The sequence below is a fragment of the Actinacidiphila sp. bgisy160 genome (assembly GCF_965342435.1).
Lineage (GTDB): Bacteria > Actinomycetota > Actinomycetes > Streptomycetales > Streptomycetaceae > Actinacidiphila.
Window position 1 is genome coordinate 53,015 of the sequence record NZ_CBDRCM010000026.1, and the last position, 17,830, is coordinate 70,844.

General features: G+C 75.0%; 14 protein-coding genes, 3 pseudogenes and 1 riboswitch. Of the genes and pseudogenes, 12 read left to right on the plus strand and 5 right to left on the minus strand.

Translation table 11 applies throughout. The features are described from left to right. Nucleotides 1-30 precede the first annotated feature (30 nt). A pseudogene (locus ACRWNP_RS21040) lies at nt 31-681 on the minus strand (class II aldolase/adducin family protein); the annotation flags it as partial. A gap of 117 nt (nt 682-798) precedes the next feature. Here ACRWNP_RS21040 and ACRWNP_RS21045 point away from each other — a divergent pair. From ACRWNP_RS21045 to cobC, 11 genes and pseudogenes are all read left to right on the plus strand, one after another. After that, nucleotides 799-2,190, plus strand: a complete 1,392-nt coding sequence (locus ACRWNP_RS21045) for an NAD(P)/FAD-dependent oxidoreductase (RefSeq protein ID WP_431963585.1) — start codon at nt 799-801, stop codon at nt 2,188-2,190. Between the two features lie 316 nt (nt 2,191-2,506). Then, complete coding sequence (locus ACRWNP_RS21050) at nt 2,507-3,733, plus strand: inorganic phosphate transporter (protein ID WP_431963587.1); 1,227 nt, start codon at nt 2,507-2,509, stop codon at nt 3,731-3,733. Nucleotides 3,734-3,770: 37 nt separating this feature from the next. Next, nucleotides 3,771-4,007 carry a hypothetical protein gene (locus ACRWNP_RS21055; protein ID WP_431963589.1) on the plus strand — a complete coding sequence of 79 codons (237 nt, stop codon included), beginning with the start codon at nt 3,771-3,773 and terminating at the stop codon, nt 4,005-4,007. A 154-nt stretch (nt 4,008-4,161) separates the two neighbouring features. Then, a riboswitch (cobalamin riboswitch) is annotated at nt 4,162-4,288 on the plus strand. Between the two features lie 54 nt (nt 4,289-4,342). Beyond that, nucleotides 4,343-5,335 carry a cobalamin biosynthesis protein gene (locus ACRWNP_RS21060; RefSeq protein WP_431963591.1) on the plus strand — a complete coding sequence of 331 codons (993 nt, stop codon included), beginning with the start codon at nt 4,343-4,345 and terminating at the stop codon, nt 5,333-5,335. Continuing rightward, complete coding sequence (locus tag ACRWNP_RS21065; RefSeq protein ID WP_431963593.1) at nt 5,332-6,843, plus strand: cobyric acid synthase; 1,512 nt, start codon at nt 5,332-5,334, stop codon at nt 6,841-6,843. The genes ACRWNP_RS21060 and ACRWNP_RS21065 overlap by 4 nt, the downstream gene beginning before the upstream one ends. A gap of 73 nt (nt 6,844-6,916) precedes the next feature. Further along, complete coding sequence (locus ACRWNP_RS21070; protein ID WP_431963595.1) at nt 6,917-8,923, plus strand: putative cobaltochelatase; 2,007 nt, start codon at nt 6,917-6,919, stop codon at nt 8,921-8,923. Beyond that, nucleotides 8,923-9,519, plus strand: a complete 597-nt coding sequence (cobO, locus tag ACRWNP_RS21075) for a cob(I)yrinic acid a,c-diamide adenosyltransferase (RefSeq protein ID WP_431963597.1) — start codon at nt 8,923-8,925, stop codon at nt 9,517-9,519. Before ACRWNP_RS21070 ends, cobO begins: the two co-directional genes overlap by 1 nt. Next, nucleotides 9,513-10,886, plus strand: a complete 1,374-nt coding sequence (locus ACRWNP_RS21080) for a cobyrinate a,c-diamide synthase (RefSeq protein WP_431963599.1) — start codon at nt 9,513-9,515, stop codon at nt 10,884-10,886. The genes cobO and ACRWNP_RS21080 overlap by 7 nt, the downstream gene beginning before the upstream one ends. Before the next feature lie 8 nt (nt 10,887-10,894). Further along, nucleotides 10,895-11,347: a cobalamin biosynthesis protein gene (locus ACRWNP_RS21085; protein WP_431963601.1), complete on the plus strand. Its 453-nt coding sequence runs from the start codon at nt 10,895-10,897 to the stop codon at nt 11,345-11,347. Between the two features lie 89 nt (nt 11,348-11,436). Next, nucleotides 11,437-11,670 (plus strand): annotated as a pseudogene (locus tag ACRWNP_RS21090) (CbiX/SirB N-terminal domain-containing protein); the annotation flags it as partial. Between the two features lie 108 nt (nt 11,671-11,778). Beyond that, nucleotides 11,779-12,804: an Rv2231c family pyridoxal phosphate-dependent protein CobC gene (gene cobC / locus ACRWNP_RS21095; RefSeq protein ID WP_431963662.1), complete on the plus strand. Its 1,026-nt coding sequence runs from the start codon at nt 11,779-11,781 to the stop codon at nt 12,802-12,804. 241 nt (nt 12,805-13,045) lie between these two features. Here cobC and ACRWNP_RS21100 read toward each other — a convergent pair whose 3' ends face one another. From ACRWNP_RS21100 to ACRWNP_RS21115, 4 genes are all read right to left on the minus strand, one after another. Beyond that, a complete protein-coding gene (locus ACRWNP_RS21100) occupies nt 13,046-13,525 on the minus strand; it encodes a hypothetical protein (RefSeq protein ID WP_431963603.1) in 480 nt (159 codons plus the stop codon). Between the two features lie 120 nt (nt 13,526-13,645). Beyond that, nucleotides 13,646-14,686, minus strand: coding sequence for an SCO1860 family LAETG-anchored protein (locus tag ACRWNP_RS21105; protein ID WP_431963605.1), 1,041 nt, complete (start codon nt 14,684-14,686; stop codon nt 13,646-13,648). Between the two features lie 213 nt (nt 14,687-14,899). Then, nucleotides 14,900-16,018: a Hint domain-containing protein gene (locus ACRWNP_RS21110; protein ID WP_431963607.1), complete on the minus strand. Its 1,119-nt coding sequence runs from the start codon at nt 16,016-16,018 to the stop codon at nt 14,900-14,902. A gap of 168 nt (nt 16,019-16,186) precedes the next feature. Beyond that, nucleotides 16,187-17,287 carry an amidohydrolase family protein gene (locus tag ACRWNP_RS21115; RefSeq protein WP_431963609.1) on the minus strand — a complete coding sequence of 367 codons (1,101 nt, stop codon included), beginning with the start codon at nt 17,285-17,287 and terminating at the stop codon, nt 16,187-16,189. Nucleotides 17,288-17,367: 80 nt separating this feature from the next. Between ACRWNP_RS21115 and ACRWNP_RS21120 the strand changes: the two are divergent. Continuing rightward, nucleotides 17,368-17,772: pseudogene (locus ACRWNP_RS21120) on the plus strand (alanine--glyoxylate aminotransferase family protein); the annotation flags it as partial. Between the last annotated feature and the right edge of the window lie 58 nt (nt 17,773-17,830).

A 17,830-nucleotide genomic window follows, 5' to 3' on the forward strand; every position in this document is an offset into this window, starting at 1 on the left:
CACCTCGTGCTCCTCCTCCGCATCGTCACCGGGCTGGCCGTACTGGCGCAGCCTCTCGGCGACGCGGGCGAGTTCGCGCTTGGACAGCAGCGAGGGCGAGAAACCGGCCACCGAGCGGGCCGCGAGCCAGACCTGGCACATCCATTCCAGCTGGGCGGTGCGGTCGTAGGCCTGCTCGAGGTCGTCGCCGTAGACGATGGTGCCGTGGTTGCGCAGCAGGCAGCCCGTGCGGTCGCGGAGCGCGCGCAGGACGTTGGCCGCCAGTTCCTCGCTGCCGTACGTGGCGTAGTCCGCGACGCGTATCCGGCCGCCCAGGGCCGCGGCCATGTAGTGGATGGCGGGGAGTTCGTAGAGGAGCGTGGAGACGGCGGTGGCGTGCACGGCGTGGGTGTGGACGACGGCGCCCGCGTCGGTGTGCCGGTAGATCGCCAGGTGCATCGCCAGCTCGCTCGTCGGGCGCAGCTTGCCGAGCACCTGCTTGCCGTCCAGGCCGACCCCGACCGTGTCGTCCGGGCCGAGGCGGTGGTAGGGCACTCCGCTGGGGGTGACGAGCACGAGGTCGTCACCCACACGCACCGACACATTGCCGGACGTACCGACCACGAGGCCGTCGTCGACCGAACGGCGGGCCGTGTCCACCAGCTCCGACCAGGCCCGCGCCACCGCGTTCCGCACCGACATCCGTGCCACCTCCGAGCGCTGATCCTGACAGGTTGACCGTTGCCGCCCGCTCCCGGGGCACAGTAACGTCCCGGCACACCTTCCGGACCGATCGCGCATACGAATTGCAGGGGCACCATGACCACCGTCAACGGCGGCATCTCCTTCTGGTACGCGAAGTCGGGGCTGCCCGCGCCGCGTGAGCCGCTGCCCGGGGACACCACCGCCGACGTGTGCATCGTCGGGGGCGGCTACACGGGACTGTGGACCGCCTACTACCTCAAGAAGGCCGTGCCCTTCCTGCGGATCGTCGTCCTGGAGCAGCGCTTCTGCGGCTACGGCGCCTCCGGCCGCAACGGCGGCTGGCTGTACAACGGCATCGCCGGCCGCGACCGCTACGCCGCGCTGCACGGCCGTGACGCCGCCGTGGCCCTGCAACGCGCGATGAACGGGACGGTGGACGAGGTGATCCGGGTCGCCGCCGAAGAGGGCATCGACGCGGACATCCACAAGGGCGGCGTGCTCGAGGTCGCGCACTCCCCCGCGCAGCTGGCCCGGCTCAGGGCGTTCCACGAGACCGAGGTCGCCTTCGGCGAGAAGGACCGCCTGCTGCTGGGCGCGGCCGAGTCCGCCGCGCGGATCAGGGTCGCCGGGACGGCCGGCGGTACCTGGACGCCGCACGGTGCACGCGTCCACCCGGTGAAGCTGGTGCAGGGGCTGGCCCGGGCGGTGGAGGCGCTCGGCGTCGTCGTCCACGAGTCGACCCCGGTGACCGAGATCCGGCCCAAGCACGCGCTCACGCCGTTCGGCAGCGTGCGCGCCCCCTACGTCCTGCGCTGCACGGAGGGGTTCACCGCCTCGCTCAAGGGCCAGAAGCGGTCGTGGCTGCCGATGAACTCCTCGATGATCGTGACGGAGCCGCTGCCGAAGGAGGTCTGGGACACCATCGGCTGGGAGGGCCGCGAGGCGCTCGGCGACATGGCACACGCGTACATGTACGCGCAGCGCACCGCCGACGACCGGGTCGCCATCGGCGGCCGCGGGGTGCCGTACCGCTTCGGCTCGCGCACGGACGACGACGGCCGCACGCAGGCGGCGACCATCGAGGCGCTGCGCGAGCTCCTGGTGCGCTTCTTCCCGGCGACGGGGCGGGTGGCGGTCGACCACGCCTGGTCCGGGGTGCTCGGCGTACCGCGCGACTGGTGCGCGACGGTGGAGCTGGACCGCTCCACCGGCCTCGGCTGGGCGGGCGGCTACGTCGGCAGCGGTGTCGCGACGGCGAACCTGGCGGCGCGGACGCTGCGGGACCTCGTCCAGCTGGACTCCGGCCAGGCGCACGGCACGGAGCTGACGGCCCTGCCGTGGGTGCACCACCGCGTGCGGCGCTGGGAGCCGGAGCCGTTCCGGTGGATCGGGGTGCACGGGCTGTACGCGGCCTACCGCGCCGCCGACCGCCGCGAGCAGACCGGCCGCAGCACGGAGACCGACCGCGTCGCCCGCATCGCGGACCGCATCTCGGGCCGCCGCTGAGGGGATGCGGCCGGTACGTGGAGCGCCGGTGGGTGCCGCGCCGGGTGTTCGGCTGTCCCGCCGTCTCGCGCCCTTCGGGCGCGAGACGCACCAGCGTGGGATCCACCGCGTCCGACCCCCGTGACCAGGATCTCTTCCGCCGCACCAGAAAGGCGCGGTAAAAGGCACAGAAGCGTTGAATACCGGGCGAAGTGCAGCCCGCCCCGCACCCCCCGCGCGCACTGGCACCGCCGCGCCTCCCCTCGTTCACCTTCCGTTCATCCGGACTCCGTACGGTCGCCACCGCCACTGTCCGATCGAACGAATGCCTGGGTCAATGGAACACATCACGCTCCTGATCGGAATCGTGATCATTACCGCACTCGTGTTCGACTTCACGAACGGTTTCCACGACACCGCCAATGCGATGGCGACCACCATCTCCACTGGCGCGCTCAAGCCCAAGACGGCGGTGGCCATGTCCGCCGTGCTCAATCTCGTCGGCGCCTTCCTCTCCGTGGAGGTGGCGAAGACGATCTCCGGCGGCATCCTCGACGAGACCGCGGGCATCAGGCCCGAGGTGATCTTCGCGGGGCTCGTCGGCGCGATCGTCTGGAACCTGCTGACCTGGCTGGCGGGCCTTCCCTCCAGTTCCTCCCACGCCCTGTTCGGCGGCCTCATCGGCGCCTCCGTCGCCTCGTCGGGCTGGGGCTCGATCAACGGTGACGCGGTCGTCATGAAGGTCCTGATCCCGGCCGTCTGCGCCCCGGTGGTCGCCGGCATCGCCGCCATGCTGGCGACCCGGCTGACGTACCGCATCGGCCGCAACGCCGACCCCGCCGCCACCGCCAAGGGCTACCGGGCCGGACAGATCGCCTCGGCCGGTCTGGTCTCCCTCGCGCACGGCACCAACGACGCACAGAAGACCATGGGTGTCATCACCCTCGCCCTGATCGCGGGCAATGTCGTCGCCCCCGACTCCGACCCGCCGCTGTGGGTCATCGTGTCGGCGGGCATGGCCATCGCCCTCGGCACCTTCATCGGCGGCTGGCGGATCATCCGCACCATGGGCAAGGGCATCACCGACATCCAGCCGCCGCAGGGCTTCGCCGCCCAGACCGGCGCCGCCACCGTCATCCTGGCCTCCTCGCACCTCGGCTTCTCGCTGTCCACCACACAGGTCTGCTCCGGTTCCGTCATGGGCGCCGGTGTCGGCCGCAAGGGCGGCGTCGTCCGCTGGAGCACCGCGGGTCGCATGTCCGCCGCATGGGCGCTCACCCTTCCGGCCGCCGGCCTGGTCGCGGCGGCCGCCGCGCTCCTGGCCGACCAGGGAGACCTGGGCGTCACCGCGGTCGCCGTCCTGGCGCTCGCGGCCTGCACCGCGATCTGGATCGCCTCGCGCCGCAAGCCCGTCGACCACACCAACGTCAACGAGGCCGAGGCCCACGGCACCGCCGCGGAGCCGGGCGTCATCACCACGGCCATCGCCGCGGTGATCCCGCCGCCCCCCGGTCTCACGGCCGCCGCCACCGTCGACGCCGACCCCGCCCAGGCCTCCGCCTGACGGCGGCGCCGCACCGGCACCGGAAGGAACCAGCATCATGCACATCGACTGGGCTGCCCTCGGCTCCGTCTTCGGCGTCAGCCTCGCCGTGACCGTCGGACTCGTCGGCCTGTTCACCCTCGGCATCGTGGGCCTGTCCAAGCAGGCCACCGCGGACGGCGGCGAGGCGGGTACCTCCGCCGGCGGCCCGGCCGTGGCCCGCACCGGCGCTTACCTGTGCTTCGCGCTGTGCGCGGCGGCGGTCGCGTACGGGATCTACCTGATCGTCGCCTGACCCGCACCTCCGCGCGCACCGCGGTGTGAAGTTGACCTCAGCTCCCGGCTTTCCGGCCGTGAGCTGGGGTTTCCTCTTTTCCACAGACCGTCGCGGTGAGTTGACGGGCCGGAGCGGCGCGTGGTGGTATCGGAACCGCCAACGGCGGCAGGAGAGGAAGTCCGGTGCGAATCCGGCGCGGTCCCGCCACTGTCACCGGGGAGCGGACCCCCGCCCATGGCCACGGCCCGAACGCAGGGCTGGAAGGCCGGGGGTGCCGCCGATCCGGGAGCCAGGAGACTCTCGTCGCCGGTCACGTCGAACCAGGGCGCGGACCCTGAGTGAGGACTCCTGTGATGCGCGGCCCCGGCCGTTCACCCGACACCGGCGCCGCCGCGGCGTGCGCGTTCGCCACCGGTACCACCCTCGGCTGGCTCGCCGACCTCGCCCTCGCCGACCCGCGCCGCGGTCACCCCGTGGCGCTGTTCGGCAGCGCCGCCGCCGGGCTGGAGCGCGCGTTGTGGCGCGACCACCGCGGCCGGGGCGCCCTCCACACGGCGCTGTGTGCGGGCGGCGCGATGGCGGCCGCGGCCGGGCTGCAGCGCGTGGCACGCCCTTCCGGCCCCGCCTCCGTCGCCCTGACGGCGGCGGCGACCTGGGCCGTGCTCGGCGGGACCTCCCTGGTACGGGAGGCGCGCGCGATCGGCGCCGCCCTGTCCGCCGGGGACATCCGGGCGGCGCGCGAGCGGCTGCCCCATCTGTGCGGCCGCGACCCGCAGGCTCTGGACGAGGACCAGCTGGCACGGGCGGTCGTGGAGTCCGTCGCGGAGAACACCTCGGACGCCGTCGTGGGCGCACTGGTGTGGGGCGCGCTGGGCGGCGTGCCTGGGCTGGTGGGCTTCCGGGCCGTCAACACCCTCGACGCGATGGTCGGTCACAAGTCGCCGCGGCACCGGCGGTTCGGCTGGGCGGCGGCCCGGCTGGACGACGTGGCCGGCTACCCCGGCGCCCGGTTGACCGCCATCCTCGCCGTGCTGGCCGGCCCCGACCCCCGAGGGGCGTGGCGTACCTGGCGCGGGGACGGCTCCCGGCATCCCAGCCCGAACGCGGGGCCGGTGGAGGCCACGTTCGCGGGGGCGTTGGGCGTACGCCTCGGGGGGACGCTTGCCTATGGCGGGCGGGTGGAGCACCGGCCCGTGCTGGGGGCGGGGAACCGGCCGGTGGAGGTACGGGACATCGAACGGGCGGCGCGGTTGTCGCGGCGGGTCGGCGCACTGGCGCTGGCCGTCGCGGTGGGCGGACGCCTGGCGTGGGGCGCGGTCGCCCGGAGTCGGAGGAGGGACGCATGAGGGGCGGGGGCCTGCTGGTCGCCGGGACGACGTCGGACGCCGGCAAGAGCGTCGTCACGGCGGGGATCTGCCGGTGGCTGGCGCGGCAGGGTGTGTCCGTGGCGCCGTTCAAGGCGCAGAACATGTCGCTGAACTCGTACGTGACGCGCGAGGGCGCCGAGATCGGCCGCGCCCAGGCGATGCAGGCCCAGGCGGCGCGCGTGGAGCCGTCGGCCCTGATGAACCCGGTGCTGCTCAAGCCCGGCGGCGACCGCACGAGCCAGGTCGTACTGTTGGGGCGCCCGGTGGGCGAGATGAGCGCGCGCGGCTACCACGACGGGAGCCGCGCGGAGCTGCTGCGGACCGTCACGGACTGCCTGGAGCAGCTGCGCGGCCGGTACGACGCGGTGATCTGCGAGGGCGCCGGCAGCCCGGCCGAGATCAACCTGCGGCGGGGCGACATCGTCAACATGGGCCTGGCGCGGGCCGCCCGGCTCCCGGTGGTCGTGGTCGGCGACATCGACCGGGGCGGGGTCTTCGCCTCGTTCTTCGGCACGACGGCACTGCTCGCCCCCGAGGACCAGGAGCTGGTCTGCGGCTACCTGGTCAACAAGTTCCGCGGCGACGTGTCCCTGCTGGAGCCTGGACTGGAGATGCTGCACGGCCTGACCGGGCGCCGCTTCTACGGGGTGCTGCCGTTCCGGCACGGCCTCGGCATCGACGAGGAGGACGGGCTGCGCATGTCGCTGCGCGGCACCATCCGGGAGTCGGGCACGGCGCCGCCGCACGGGGAGGACGTCCTGCGGGTGGCCGTGGCGGCGGTCCCGCTGATGTCGAACTTCACCGACGTGGACGCGCTCGCCGCTGAGCCCGGCGTCGTCGTCCGCTTCGTCGACCGGCCGGAGGAACTCGCCGACGCCGACCTCGTCGTGCTGCCCGGCACCCGCGGCACGGTCAAGGCCCTGGAGTGGCTGCGGCGGCGGGGCCTGGCCGACGCGGTCGTCCGCAGGGCCGCCGAGGGCCGCCCGGTGCTGGGCGTCTGCGGTGGCTTCCAGATGCTCGCCGAGACGATCGAGGACGACGTGGAGTCGCGGGCGGGCACGGTCCGCGGACTCGGGCTGCTGCCGGTGCGGGTCCGCTTCGCCGTCGGGAAGACCCTGGCCCGGCCTGCCGGAAAGGCTTATGGCGAACCGGTCGAGGGGTACGAGATCCACCACGGCGTCGCCGACGTCCACGGCGGCGACGAGCCCTTCCTCGACGGCTGCCGCACCGGGGCGGTCTGGGGCACCCACTGGCACGGCTCGCTGGAGAGCGACGGCTTCCGCCGCGCCTTCCTGCGCCGCGTCGCGCGAGCCGCGGGACGCCGCTTCGTGCCCGCCCCCGGCACCTCCTTCGGCGCGCTCCGCGAGGAGCAACTGGACCGGCTGGGCGATCTGATCGAGGAGCACGCCGACACCGGTGCCCTGCTCCGCCTGATCGAGCAGGGCCCCCCTGCGGGGCTGCCCTTCGTTCCACCGGGAGCGCCGTGAGCACCCCGTCGACGGACCGGAGCCGGGCCGTCCGCAATGACCGCCGCAACGACCGTTCGCCCCAGGAGGCCGCGTGAGCACCCCTTACCCCTTCACCGCGATCGTCGGGATGGCGGACCTGCGGCTGGCGCTGCTGCTGAACGCGGTCAGCCCGGCGGTGGGCGGTGTGCTGGTGCGCGGCGAGAAGGGCACCGCCAAGTCGACCGCCGTACGGGCGTTGTCGGCGCTGCTGCCACCCGTGGACGTCGTGCCCGGCTGCCGCTTCGGCTGCGACCCGGCGGCGCCGGATCCCGCGTGCCCCGACGGGCCGCACGGGCCGGACGCCGGCGCGGAGAGCCGGCCGGCGCGCATGGTGGAGCTGCCGGTCGGCGCGTCCGAGGACCGGCTCGTCGGCGCCCTGGACATCGAACGGGCCCTGGCGGAGGGCGTGAAGGCCTTCGAGCCGGGGCTGCTGGCCGACGCGCACCGCGGCGTGCTCTACGTGGACGAGGTCAACCTCCTCCACGACCATCTGGTGGACCTGCTGCTGGACGCGGCCGCCATGGGCGCGTCCTACGTCGAGCGGGAGGGCGTCTCGGTGCGCCACGCCGCGCGTTTCCTCCTCGTCGGCACGATGAACCCCGAAGAGGGCGAGCTGCGGCCGCAGTTGCTCGACCGCTTCGGCCTCACGGTGGAGGTCGCGGCGTCGCGGGAGACGGACGAGCGGGTGGAGGTCGTACGGCGGCGCCTGGCCTACGACGCGGACCCGGCGGGCTTCGCCGCCGCCTGGCAGGCGGAAGAGCGGGAGCTGCGGGAGCGGATCGCGGCCGCGCGGGCGCTGCTGCCCTCGGTGCGGCTCGGGGACGGCGTGCTCCGGCAGATCGCGGCGACCTGCGCGGCCTTCGAGGTGGACGGGATGCGCGCGGACATCGTCATGGCGCGCGCGGCGACCGCGCTCGCGGCCTGGGCCGGGCGCGGCGACGTGACCGACGCCGACGTGCGGCAGGCCGCGCTGCTCGCGCTGCCGCACCGGCGCCGCCGCAACCCCTTCGACGCGCCGGGCCTGGACCAGGACAAGCTCGACGAGACCCTGGAGCGCAACCGCGGCCAGGACGACGACCCGGACCCGGATCCCGGCCCCGACGGCGACGGTCCCGACGGCGGCGGCCGCCCGCCTGGGGGCGACGACGGCACCCCGGACATCGCCCCGCCCAGGGAGCCGGCGGAGTCCGGACCCCAGGCGGAGGGCGCGGACGCCGCGCCGGACGCCGGGGAACGGGCCGCGGTGCCCGCTGCCGAGCCGTTCAAGGCCCGCGCCCTGACCGTTCCCGGACTCGGCGAGGGCGCCGCCGGCCGCCGCTCCCGGGCCCGTACCGCGCACGGCAGGACGACCGGCGCCCGGCGGCCCCACGGCACCCTGTCCAAGCTGCACCTGGCCGCCACCGTGCACGCCGCCGCGCCGCACCAGCGGGCGCGCGGACGCGGCGGCCCGGGCCTGGTGATCCGCCGGGACGACCTGCGCGAGGCGGTCCGCGAGGGCCGCGAGGGCAACCTCGTGCTCTTCCTCGTCGACGCCTCGGGTTCGATGGCCGCCCGTCAGCGCATGAGGGCGGTCAAGGGCGCGGTGCTGTCGCTGCTGCTCGACGCCTACCAGCGGCGCGACAAGGTCGGGCTCATCACCTTCCGCGGCGCGGCCGCGGAGCTGGCGCTGCCGCCGACCTCCTCGGTCGACGCGGGCGCGGCACGCCTGGAGAGGCTGCCGACCGGCGGCCGCACCCCGCTGGCCGCCGGGCTGCTGAAGGCGCACGACGTGCTGCGCGTGGAGCGGCTGCGGGACGCCTCGCGCCGCCCGCTGCTGGTCGTGGTCACCGACGGACGGGCGACCGGCGGCACCGAGCCGGTGCGCACCGCCGCGCGGGCCGCACGGCTGCTGGCGGCGGGGGGCACCGCCTCGGTGGTCGTCGACTGCGAGTCCGGGCCGGTACGGCTGGGGCTCGCGGGCGAGCTGGCCCGCGAACTGCGGGGTGCCGCGGTGACATTGGACGAGCTGCGCGCGGACCGCGTCGCGGCACTGGTACGGGATGTACGGAGGGCCGCGTAATGCCGCAGGGACAGCCGGGCGTCGTGCCGCAGGACGGCCTCACGACCCGTCAGCGCCGCAACCGGCCGCTGGTGATGGTGCACACCGGCACCGGCAAGGGGAAGTCGACGGCCGCCTTCGGGCTGGCGCTGCGGGCCTGGAACCAGGGCTGGCCGGTCGGGGTGTTCCAGTTCGTCAAGTCCGCCAAGTGGAAGGTCGGCGAGGAGCGGGCGCTGCGCGTGCTCGGCGCGTCCGGCGAGGGTGGCACCGTCGCCTGGCACAAGATGGGCGAGGGCTGGTCCTGGGTGCAGCGCGACATCTCCGAGAGCGAGGACGCCGCCCGCGAGGGCTGGGAGCAGGTCAAGCGCGACCTGGCCGCCGAGACCTACCGGCTTTACGTGCTGGACGAGTTCGCCTACCCGCTGCACTGGGGCTGGATCGACGCCGGCGAGGTGGTCTCGGTGCTGCGCGACCGCCCCGGCACCCAGCACGTCGTCATCACCGGGCGCAACGCCCCGCAGCCGCTGCTGGACTTCGCGGACCTGGTCACCGAGATGGGCAAGGTGAAGCACCCGATGGACGCCGGCCAGAAGGGCCAGAAGGGCATCGAGTGGTAGCCAGGCTCGTCGTCGCGGCCCCGGCCTCGGGCAGCGGCAAGACCACCGTCGCCACGGGACTGATGGCCGCCTTCGCCGAGGCCGGGCTCGCGGTCTCCCCGCACAAGGTGGGCCCCGACTACATCGACCCCGGCTACCACGCGCTGGCCACCGGCCGCCCGGGCCGCAACCTGGACGCGTACATGTGCGGCCCGGAGCGGATCGCGCCGCTGTTCCTGCACGGCGCGCGCGGGGCCGACCTGGCCGTCGTGGAGGGTGTGATGGGGCTCTTCGACGGCGCCTCCGGGATGGGCGAGCTGGCCTCGACCGCCCATGTGGCGAAGCTGCTGCGGGCGCCGGTGGTGCTGGTGGTGGACGCCTCGTCGCAGTCCCGTTCGGTGGCGGCGCTGGTGCACGGCTTCGCCTCGTGGGACCCGGAGGTGCGGGTCGCCGGCGTCATCCTCAACAAGGTCGGCTCCGACCGGCACGAGGAGCTGCTGCGCGACGCCCTGGACGGCGCGGGTGTGCCGGTGCTGGGAGCGCTGCGGCGTGACACGGCGGTCGGCACGCCCTCCCGGCACCTGGGTCTGGTCCCGGTCGCGGAGCGACGGGCGGACGCCGTCGACTCCGTGCGGGCCCTGGCCGCCCGGGCGCGGGCGGGCTGTGACCTGGACGCGCTGCTGGCGCTGGCGCGCAGCGCTCCCCCGCTCGCGGACGAGCCCTGGGACCCGCTGGAGGCGGCAGCCGGCCCGGCGGCACCGCCCGCCCGCCCGGTGGTCGCGGTGGCGGGCGGTGCCGCTTTCACCTTCTCCTACGCCGAGCACGTCGAACTGCTCACCGCGGCGGGGGCACAGGTCGTCACCTTCGACCCGCTGCGCGACGAGCACCTGCCGGCCGGCGCCGCGGGCCTCGTCATAGGCGGCGGGTTCCCCGAGATGTACTCCCCCGAACTGTCCGCCAACGAGCCGCTGCGCGAGGCCGTCGCCGCCTTCACCGGGCCCGTGACGGCCGAGTGCGCGGGCCTGCTCTACCTCGGGCGGGAGCTGGACGGACGTCCCATGTGCGGGGTGCTGGACACCACGGCCCGCATGTCGGACCGGCTCACGCTGGGCTACCGCGAGGCGGTCGCGATCGCCGACAACGCGCTGGCGGCCGCCGGGACCCGGGTGCGCGGCCACGAGTTCCACCGCACCGTGGTGGAGCCCGCCGCCGGGGACACACCCGCCTGGGGCGTGATCCGGCCGGAGCGGCGCGTCGAGGGCTTCGTGCGAGGCGGCGTCCACGCGTCGTATCTGCACGTCCACTGGGCCGCCGAGCCGTCCCTGGCGCGGCGGTTCGTCGCCTCCTGCGCGGGCGGGGCGGGCGTGCCCCCGTGGCCGCCCCCGTGAGCGCCCCCGTGAGCGTCGTTGTCGGCGTCGGGGCGGGCCGGGGTGTGGCGGCGGCCGAAGTGCTCGCGCTCGTACGGTCCGTGCTCGCCGAGGCCGGGGTGTCCGAGGCGTCCGTCGCGGCGCTGGCCACCGTGGACGCCAAGGCCGGTGAGCCGGGCCTCGTCACGGCCGCGGCGCGGCTGGGCGTCCCCCTGGTGACCTGCGACGCGCGAACGCTGGCCGCGGTCGAGGTGCCGACCCCCTCGGGCGCTGCGCTGACCGCGGTCGGCACGCCCTCCGTGGCGGAGGCGGCGGCGCTCGCCGCGTCCGCCGGCGGCGTACTGCTGGTGCCGAAGCGGAAGTCCGCCCCCGGGGACGGTACGGCGAGGGCGACGGCGGCCGTGGCGCGGCACCGTACGCCCGATGACGGCACACCCGGCACACCCGGCACGCACGGCACGACGGAGGAGACGGCACCGTGATCAACCCCTCGCCCGAGGACGTACTCGAGCGGCGCGTCGACGCCGCGCTGGGCGGCGGCCGCCGTACGCCGCCGGACCGGGCGGCGACCATGGTGCTGCTGGTCGGCGCGGGCTCCCCCGAAGCCGCCGACAACGCCGAAGTGGCCCGTACCGCACGGCTGCTGTGGGAGGGCCGGGGCTACGCGGGCGTGGAGACCGCATTCCTGACGACGGCGGCGCCGGACGTCCCCGCCGGACTGGAGCGCTGCGCACGGCTCGGCGCGCGGCGGATCGTCGTACTGACCTGCTTCCCCGCGGACGCGGCCCTGGAGGAGCGGGTCGGGCGGCAGGCGCAGGGCTGGGCCGAGGCGCGTCCCGGGGTCGACGTGCGGCGCGCGCCGCCAGGTGACGCCGCGGCCGCGCAGCAGGGACCCGACGACGGTGACCACGACCTGCGGCACCATGGCGACGCCGAGGTCCGCGACGGCGGCGGGGACCTCACCGACCTCGCCGTCAACGTGCGCGCCGGCACACCCCCGCGGTGGCTGAGGGAACGCCTCGCGGCCACCCTCGACGGGCTGGCCGGCTACCCCGACGACCGCGCCGCGCACCGGGCGGTCGCCGCCCGCCACGGCCGCCCGGTGGAGGAGGTGCTGCTCACGGCGGGCGCCGCGGAGGCGTTCGTCCTGCTGGCCCGCACCACGCGGGCCCGCCACGCGGTGGTCGTGCACCCGCAGTTCACGGAGCCGGAGGCCGCGCTGCGGGACGCCGGGCACCGGGTCCACCGCGTCGTGCTGCGCGCGGAGGACAGCTTCCGACTCGACCCGTGGGCGGTGCCGGAAGCCGCCGACCTGGTGGTCGTCGGCAACCCGACCAACCCCACCTCCGTGCTGCACCCCGCGACCCGTCTCGCCCGCCTGGCCCGGCCGGGCCGCACCCTCGTCGTCGACGAGGCGTTCATGGACGCGGTGCCCGGCGAGCCCGGGAGCCTCGCCGCCCGCCGCGACCTGCCCGGCCTGGTGGTGCTGCGCAGCCTCACCAAGACCTGGGGTCTGGCGGGCCTGCGGGTCGGCTACGTCCTCGGCGACCGCGAGCGTGTGGCGGCGCTGCGCCGCGCCCAGCCCCTGTGGGCGGTCTCCGCGCCCGGCCTCACCGCCGCCGAGGCCTGCAGCGCCCCCGCGGCCCTCGCGGAGGCCGAGGAGGCGGCCCGCCGGATCGCCGCCGACCGCGACCACCTGCTGCGCCGGCTCGCCGAGTTCGACGACGTCGAGGTCGCCGGCCCGGCCCGCGGCCCCTTCATCCTGCTTCGCCTCCCCGGAGCGGTTGCCGTCCGCGAACGCCTGCGCGACCTCGGCTTCGCCGTCCGCCGCGCCGACACCTTCCCGGGTCTGTCCCCCGACTGGCTCCGCCTCGCCGTCCGCGACCCCGCCACGACCGACCGCTTCGCGGCCGCCCTGTCCAAGGCCCTGACCGGCTGACGCCGATTCGTCACCCGAGCCATGTGCAGGCCCTGCGGGCTCACCGCGACGCGGCGCCTTGTTCCCCTCGTCGCCGGGTACGGGACGGTGCTCGCCCACGATGCGCTGCCGCGCGATCACCAGGAGACGACCCCGGCGGGCTGGCCGCCGGCGACGGGCTCACCGCGACGTCGCACCAGGGGGCCCCGGTCACCGAACCGGAGGCCGCCCCCGCCCGTGCTGCCGAGCCCCTGACGAGTGGTCACCTGGCCGCGGCTGCGATGCCACGCCGCCATGGCCACGCACGCGGCCCGTTCGGGCGGCCACGGACGCCCCGCCGAGGACGCACGGCACCTGGAACCGGCCAGCGGCTCAGCCCTTGACGCCCAGGGCCTGGATGTCGAGGCCGCCCAGGGCGGTGGACGTAGGCGTTGGTCGGGCGGTCGGAGCGATAGCTGAGGCGGCGGTCGTAAGGGAAGGGCAGGGGCGTGCCGCGGTCCTGGGCGGTGGAGTCGACGGTGCGCCAGCGGTCGTCCGCGGCCTTGCGGTCGGTCTCGGGGTCGGCCTCGTTCCTCAGGGAGTTGATCTCGCGGTCGTCCAGCCGCGCGTAGTTGCTGGGGCTGGACGGCAGCGGCAGCGGGCGCAGGAACCCGGCCGGGGAGGGCCAGTCGGACTGCCAGGTGGTCATGTCGATCCCCCAGCCCTTGTCCTTGATCTGCTGCTGGCCGCGTGGGCGGCGCATGAGCGAGCGAAAGGGGCCGGGAGCGACGCGGGAACCACGTGGAGGGCGGCTCCGGTCACTCCGCCGCCCTCCACGTCCCCCCTCACCCCCTGGTCCGCCCCCTGGGGTCACCCGGGTTCGTCAGTCCCGGGCGCTCTCGGCCGCCGGCTTGCGGCGGGTCCTGCGGATCACGAGGAACCCGGCGGCGAACAGCAGGACCGAACCGCCCGCGAGATACGGGGTCATGGAGCTGCTGCCGGTCTCGGCGAGGTCACCGGTGGCCGCGGGCGCGGCCTGGGGGGACTGGTCGGCGCGCGCGGACTCCGAGGGCGCGGCCGACTGTGAGGGCTGCGCGGACTGCGACGGCTGCTCGGACTCACCGCCGGTCTGCGGCTCCTCGCCGCTGCCGGAGTCGTCGCCGCCGTGTCCGCCGTCCTGGTGCCCACCACCGCCGCCGTGTCCGCCGCGGCGGGGCGTCTCGCAGGTGGCCCCGGCGAGGGTGACGGTGCCGTTCACCTCGGCGACGCCGAGCTTGAGCGGGTTCACCTCCACCGACAGTTCCAGTGCGGTGGCGGCGGCGCTGCGCGAGGTGACGGTCTTCTTGGCGAGTTCGAGGCGGACCTCGCCCACGCCGGGCACCTTCACCAGGGTCGTGCCGTCGGCCGAGACCGCGACGCGCTTGCCGAGGACGACGACGTGGCCGGGCAGCTCGACGTCGGCGACCGGCCTCCGGCCGGCCACGCACGTGGCGCGCGCGGAGAGCGTGTCGGCCTTGATGAGCCCGAGGAACGGCAGTCCCGGCAGGTTGACGCGCGCCTTGACGAGGTTGGCGTAGCCCTCCGCCTTGTGGCGGTCGGCGGTGGCCCGGGCGGTGGCGACCTCGGCGCGCAGGACGCTGAACGGTTTGCCGTGGTCGACCCCGTCGAGGGTGGCCGTGAGCGCGGTCTCGTCGGCGCTCGCGGGTGCGCGCACCTCGTTGAGCGTCAGATTCAGCGGCACGTCGACGGAGTCGCGGAGCAGCGAGACCTCCAGGCCGGTCCGCAGGACGACCGCACCGGCCTTGCCGGTCGAGCCGTGGGTCCCCCCGGTCGCGGCGGCCGGGGTGGCGGGCCCCAGTGCGAGGGTGCCCGCCGCCAGCGCGACGGCGGCACCCAGCGCGGCGGCGGGACGGCGCGCGGGCATGCTGAAGGGAGAGCTGGACAAAGTGGAAAACCCCCAAATGGTCATGGAGTCGCCACGGCGCCGCTGAAGGGGACAGCGCGCTCCGCCGGGCGACCTCGACCCCGTAATGATTTACGTACGGAGAGTGAACCGGCACCCGCCTGGGCCCGGTTCACTCCAAAGGGTGGTTTTCGCCTCCGCATTCGAAACCTGCGGCACAGGCGTTCCCGCGCGTCACACCTGCGATCGCGCGTATTCGAGCAGCTTGGCGAAGTCCAGCGCGCCGGGGTCCCCGTGGGAGTTGTGGCACAGCAGCCCACGCGCCACATACGTACGGGCCGAGGTCGACAGCGAGGCGATCGGCTGCTCCCCCAGCGACTCGACCGCGAGCACCTCCGCCTCACCGGTGGCGTCGGCGACCGCGGCACCCTCCCAGCCGCCCGCGGGAGTGCCCTGCCGGTCGGCGAGGGCGACGATCCGGTGCTTGAGCGGGGTGAGTTCACGACTGGTCACCCACGCGTCGCCGTGCGGCAGGCGCACCAGCCACGGATGGTCGGCCGTCGCGACGACCTCGCCCCGCGCCGTGGTCACCCGGTACGCGTCCTTACGCGCCGGGTCGTTGCGAGTCACCACCCCGCGGCGGAGCCGGCGTCGCCCGGGCCCGCCCCCGAGGTCCACGGCGCCTTCGGCGTCTTCCTCGTCGAAGCACGCGATCTCGTCCCCGACGGTGAGTTCGGCCGCCCGGGCCCAGCTCAGGTCGGCGCGGAGCACCGGGGTGTCCGGGTGCACGCAGTTCTCCGGAACGTGCTGGTGGCCGCAGACCCCGCGGAAGGCGTTCCACTCCCGTCCGGTCATCCGCTGGCCGCCCGCGTTCCCGTACGAACGGGGGTAGGGCAGCCAGAGCTTCGGCCCCTTCAGCGGCACGCCGTGATGGGTGTGCATCCAGGCGAGGAACTCGGCGAGTTCGCGCAGTGCCCACTGCGGGGCCTTGGGCCAGTAGACGTGCCGGTTGGCGGCGCCCCAGTCCTCGTGCCGCCCGGGGTCGCAGGTGCCCACCAGCTCCACCTGGCACACGTTGAGGGTGTTGGTCTCCACCCCGCCGGGCCGGTTGGCCAGGGCGCGCGAGGAGATGTCGATGTCGAAGTGCTGGTACCAGACCAGCTTCTCGTCCTCGAAGTCCGGTTTCGCGGTCAGGTTGGGCGCGCTGCTGCCGCTCCCGTACGTCGGCACGCTGCGGCCCTCGGTGGTGTGCAGCACGACGGCGTTGACCTCCATCGCGTCGCCGCCGTAGTCGTCCTGGTACCAGTACCTGCGCGAGGCCCCCGGGTACTTCTGCGGTCCCTGCCTGGTCATGGTGCTCCCCGTCCCGTTGCGGTGTCGGCCGGTACGGCCGATCGCAGCACGAAGGAAAGGGATGGATCGACTGTTCCCGTACAGGATCACCCGAATCGGTGCTCCAGCGTCATTCCGGGCGCACTGGTGGTCGCGCCCCGCTGCGGTGGCTCCGCCGTGACCGCCGGGTCACCCCACCACGCGGCCGCGCAGCACAATGCGCCGGGGCGTGGCCAGGACGCGGACGTCGGCGCGCGGATCGTCCGGGTAGACGACCAGGTCGGCGGAGGCGCCCTCAGTGAGGCCGTCGCGGCCGAGCCACTCGCGGGCGGACCAGGTGGCGGCGGAGAGCGCGTCGAGGACGGGCAGGCCGGCCGTGACGAGCTCGGCGACCTCGCCGGCGACGAGCCCGTGGGCGAGCGAGCCGCCGGCGTCGGTGCCGGCGAAGATCCGGATGCCGGCGTCGTGGGCCGCGCGGACGGTGTCGTAGCGGCGGGCGTGGAGCCGGCGCATGTGGTCGGCCCAGCGCGGGAACTTGGCCTGGCCGCCGTCCGCCAGTTCCGGGAAGGTCGCGATGTTCACCAGGGTGGGGACGATGGCGACCCCGTGCTCGGCGAAGAGCGGGATGGTGTCCTCGGTCAGCCCGGTGGCGTGCTCGACGCAGTCGATCCCCGCCTCGACCAGGTCCCGCAGGGAGTCCTCGGCGAAGCAGTGGGCGGTGACGCGGGCGCCCTCCTCGTGCGCGGCGGCGATGGCGGCCTCGACGGCGCCGCGCGGCCAGCAGGCGGTGAGGTCGCCGGCGTCGCGGTCGATCCAGTCGCCGACCAGCTTGACCCAGCCGTCGCCGCGCCGGGCCTCCCGACGGACATAGGCGACCAGGTCCTCGGGCTCGATCTCCCAGGCGTAGTCGCGGATGTAACGGCGGGTACGGGCGATGTGCCGGCCGGCCCGGATGATCCGCGGCAGGTCCTCACGGTCGTCGATCCACCGGGTGTCGGAGGGCGAACCGGCGTCGCGCAGCAGCAGGGTGCCCGCGTCGCGGTCGGTGAGCGCCTGCTTCTCGGAGGTGCCCGGGTCGACGGGGCCGTGATGGTCCAGGCCGACGTGGCAGTGGGCGTCGACCAGGCCGGGCAGGACCCAGCCCTCGACGGTGGTGAGGTCGCGCAGGCCGGTGGGGCGCCCGTAGGTGACGCGCCCGCCGACCACCCAGAGCTCGTCCCGGACGTCCTGCGGCCCGGCCAGGATGCGGCCCTTGATGTGGAGCGCCTGCGACGCCTCGCGAACAGCCATGTCAGCACTCTACGAGTCGGTGGGTACCCTCGGGCCCTGCACCCCCTCGACGAAGGAATCAGCGCCGCCGTGTCCCACCCCTGCTCGGCCTGCCCCCGCTGACCGCCGAGCGCTTCGCCGCGATCGAGCGGAGAGTCGCCGCGCCTGCCGCATACGGAGCAGGCCTTCGTGATCACGCAGGGCGAGGCCCTGGTGCCGCTGGAGGGCTGCATCCGCCGCGGGGCGCGGCCGGGTTCCACGCCGCTGAACGCGGTGACCGGGCCGTACGGCCAGACCTTCGGCGACTGGCTGCGGGACGCGGGCGCGACCGTGGCGGACCTGGAGGTGCCCTGCCACGCCGCCGTGAGGGCGCGGGACGTCGCGCGCTGTCCGACCGCCCGGAGATCGACTTCGTGTCGCTGGTGCGCGCGGAGGCGGCGACGACCGGCAACACCGACCCGGTCGCGGAGATCGGCGAGGTGGTCCGGGCGCACGGCGCGCTGTTCCCCCGGCCGAAGACTGGGGGAGGGTGGGCGTTCTGGACGCTGACGTGTATGTGTTTGT

What these genes read in the sequence shown, in the direction of transcription:
- ACRWNP_RS21045 (WP_431963585.1), top strand. Translation starts at nt 799, where the DNA reads ATGACCACCGTCAACGGCGGCATCTCCTTCTGGTACGCGAAGTCGGGG.
- ACRWNP_RS21050 (WP_431963587.1), top strand. Translation starts at nt 2,507, where the DNA reads ATGGAACACATCACGCTCCTGATCGGAATCGTGATCATTACCGCACTC.
- ACRWNP_RS21055 (WP_431963589.1), top strand. Translation starts at nt 3,771, where the DNA reads ATGCACATCGACTGGGCTGCCCTCGGCTCCGTCTTCGGCGTCAGCCTC.
- ACRWNP_RS21060 (WP_431963591.1), top strand. Translation starts at nt 4,343, where the DNA reads ATGCGCGGCCCCGGCCGTTCACCCGACACCGGCGCCGCCGCGGCGTGC.
- ACRWNP_RS21065 (WP_431963593.1), top strand. Translation starts at nt 5,332, where the DNA reads ATGAGGGGCGGGGGCCTGCTGGTCGCCGGGACGACGTCGGACGCCGGC.
- cobO (WP_431963597.1), top strand. Translation starts at nt 8,923, where the DNA reads ATGCCGCAGGGACAGCCGGGCGTCGTGCCGCAGGACGGCCTCACGACC.
- ACRWNP_RS21100 (WP_431963603.1), bottom strand. Translation starts at nt 13,525, where the DNA reads ATGCGCCGCCCACGCGGCCAGCAGCAGATCAAGGACAAGGGCTGGGGG.
- ACRWNP_RS21105 (WP_431963605.1), bottom strand. Translation starts at nt 14,686, where the DNA reads ATGCCCGCGCGCCGTCCCGCCGCCGCGCTGGGTGCCGCCGTCGCGCTG.
- ACRWNP_RS21110 (WP_431963607.1), bottom strand. Translation starts at nt 16,018, where the DNA reads ATGACCAGGCAGGGACCGCAGAAGTACCCGGGGGCCTCGCGCAGGTAC.
- ACRWNP_RS21115 (WP_431963609.1), bottom strand. Translation starts at nt 17,287, where the DNA reads ATGGCTGTTCGCGAGGCGTCGCAGGCGCTCCACATCAAGGGCCGCATC.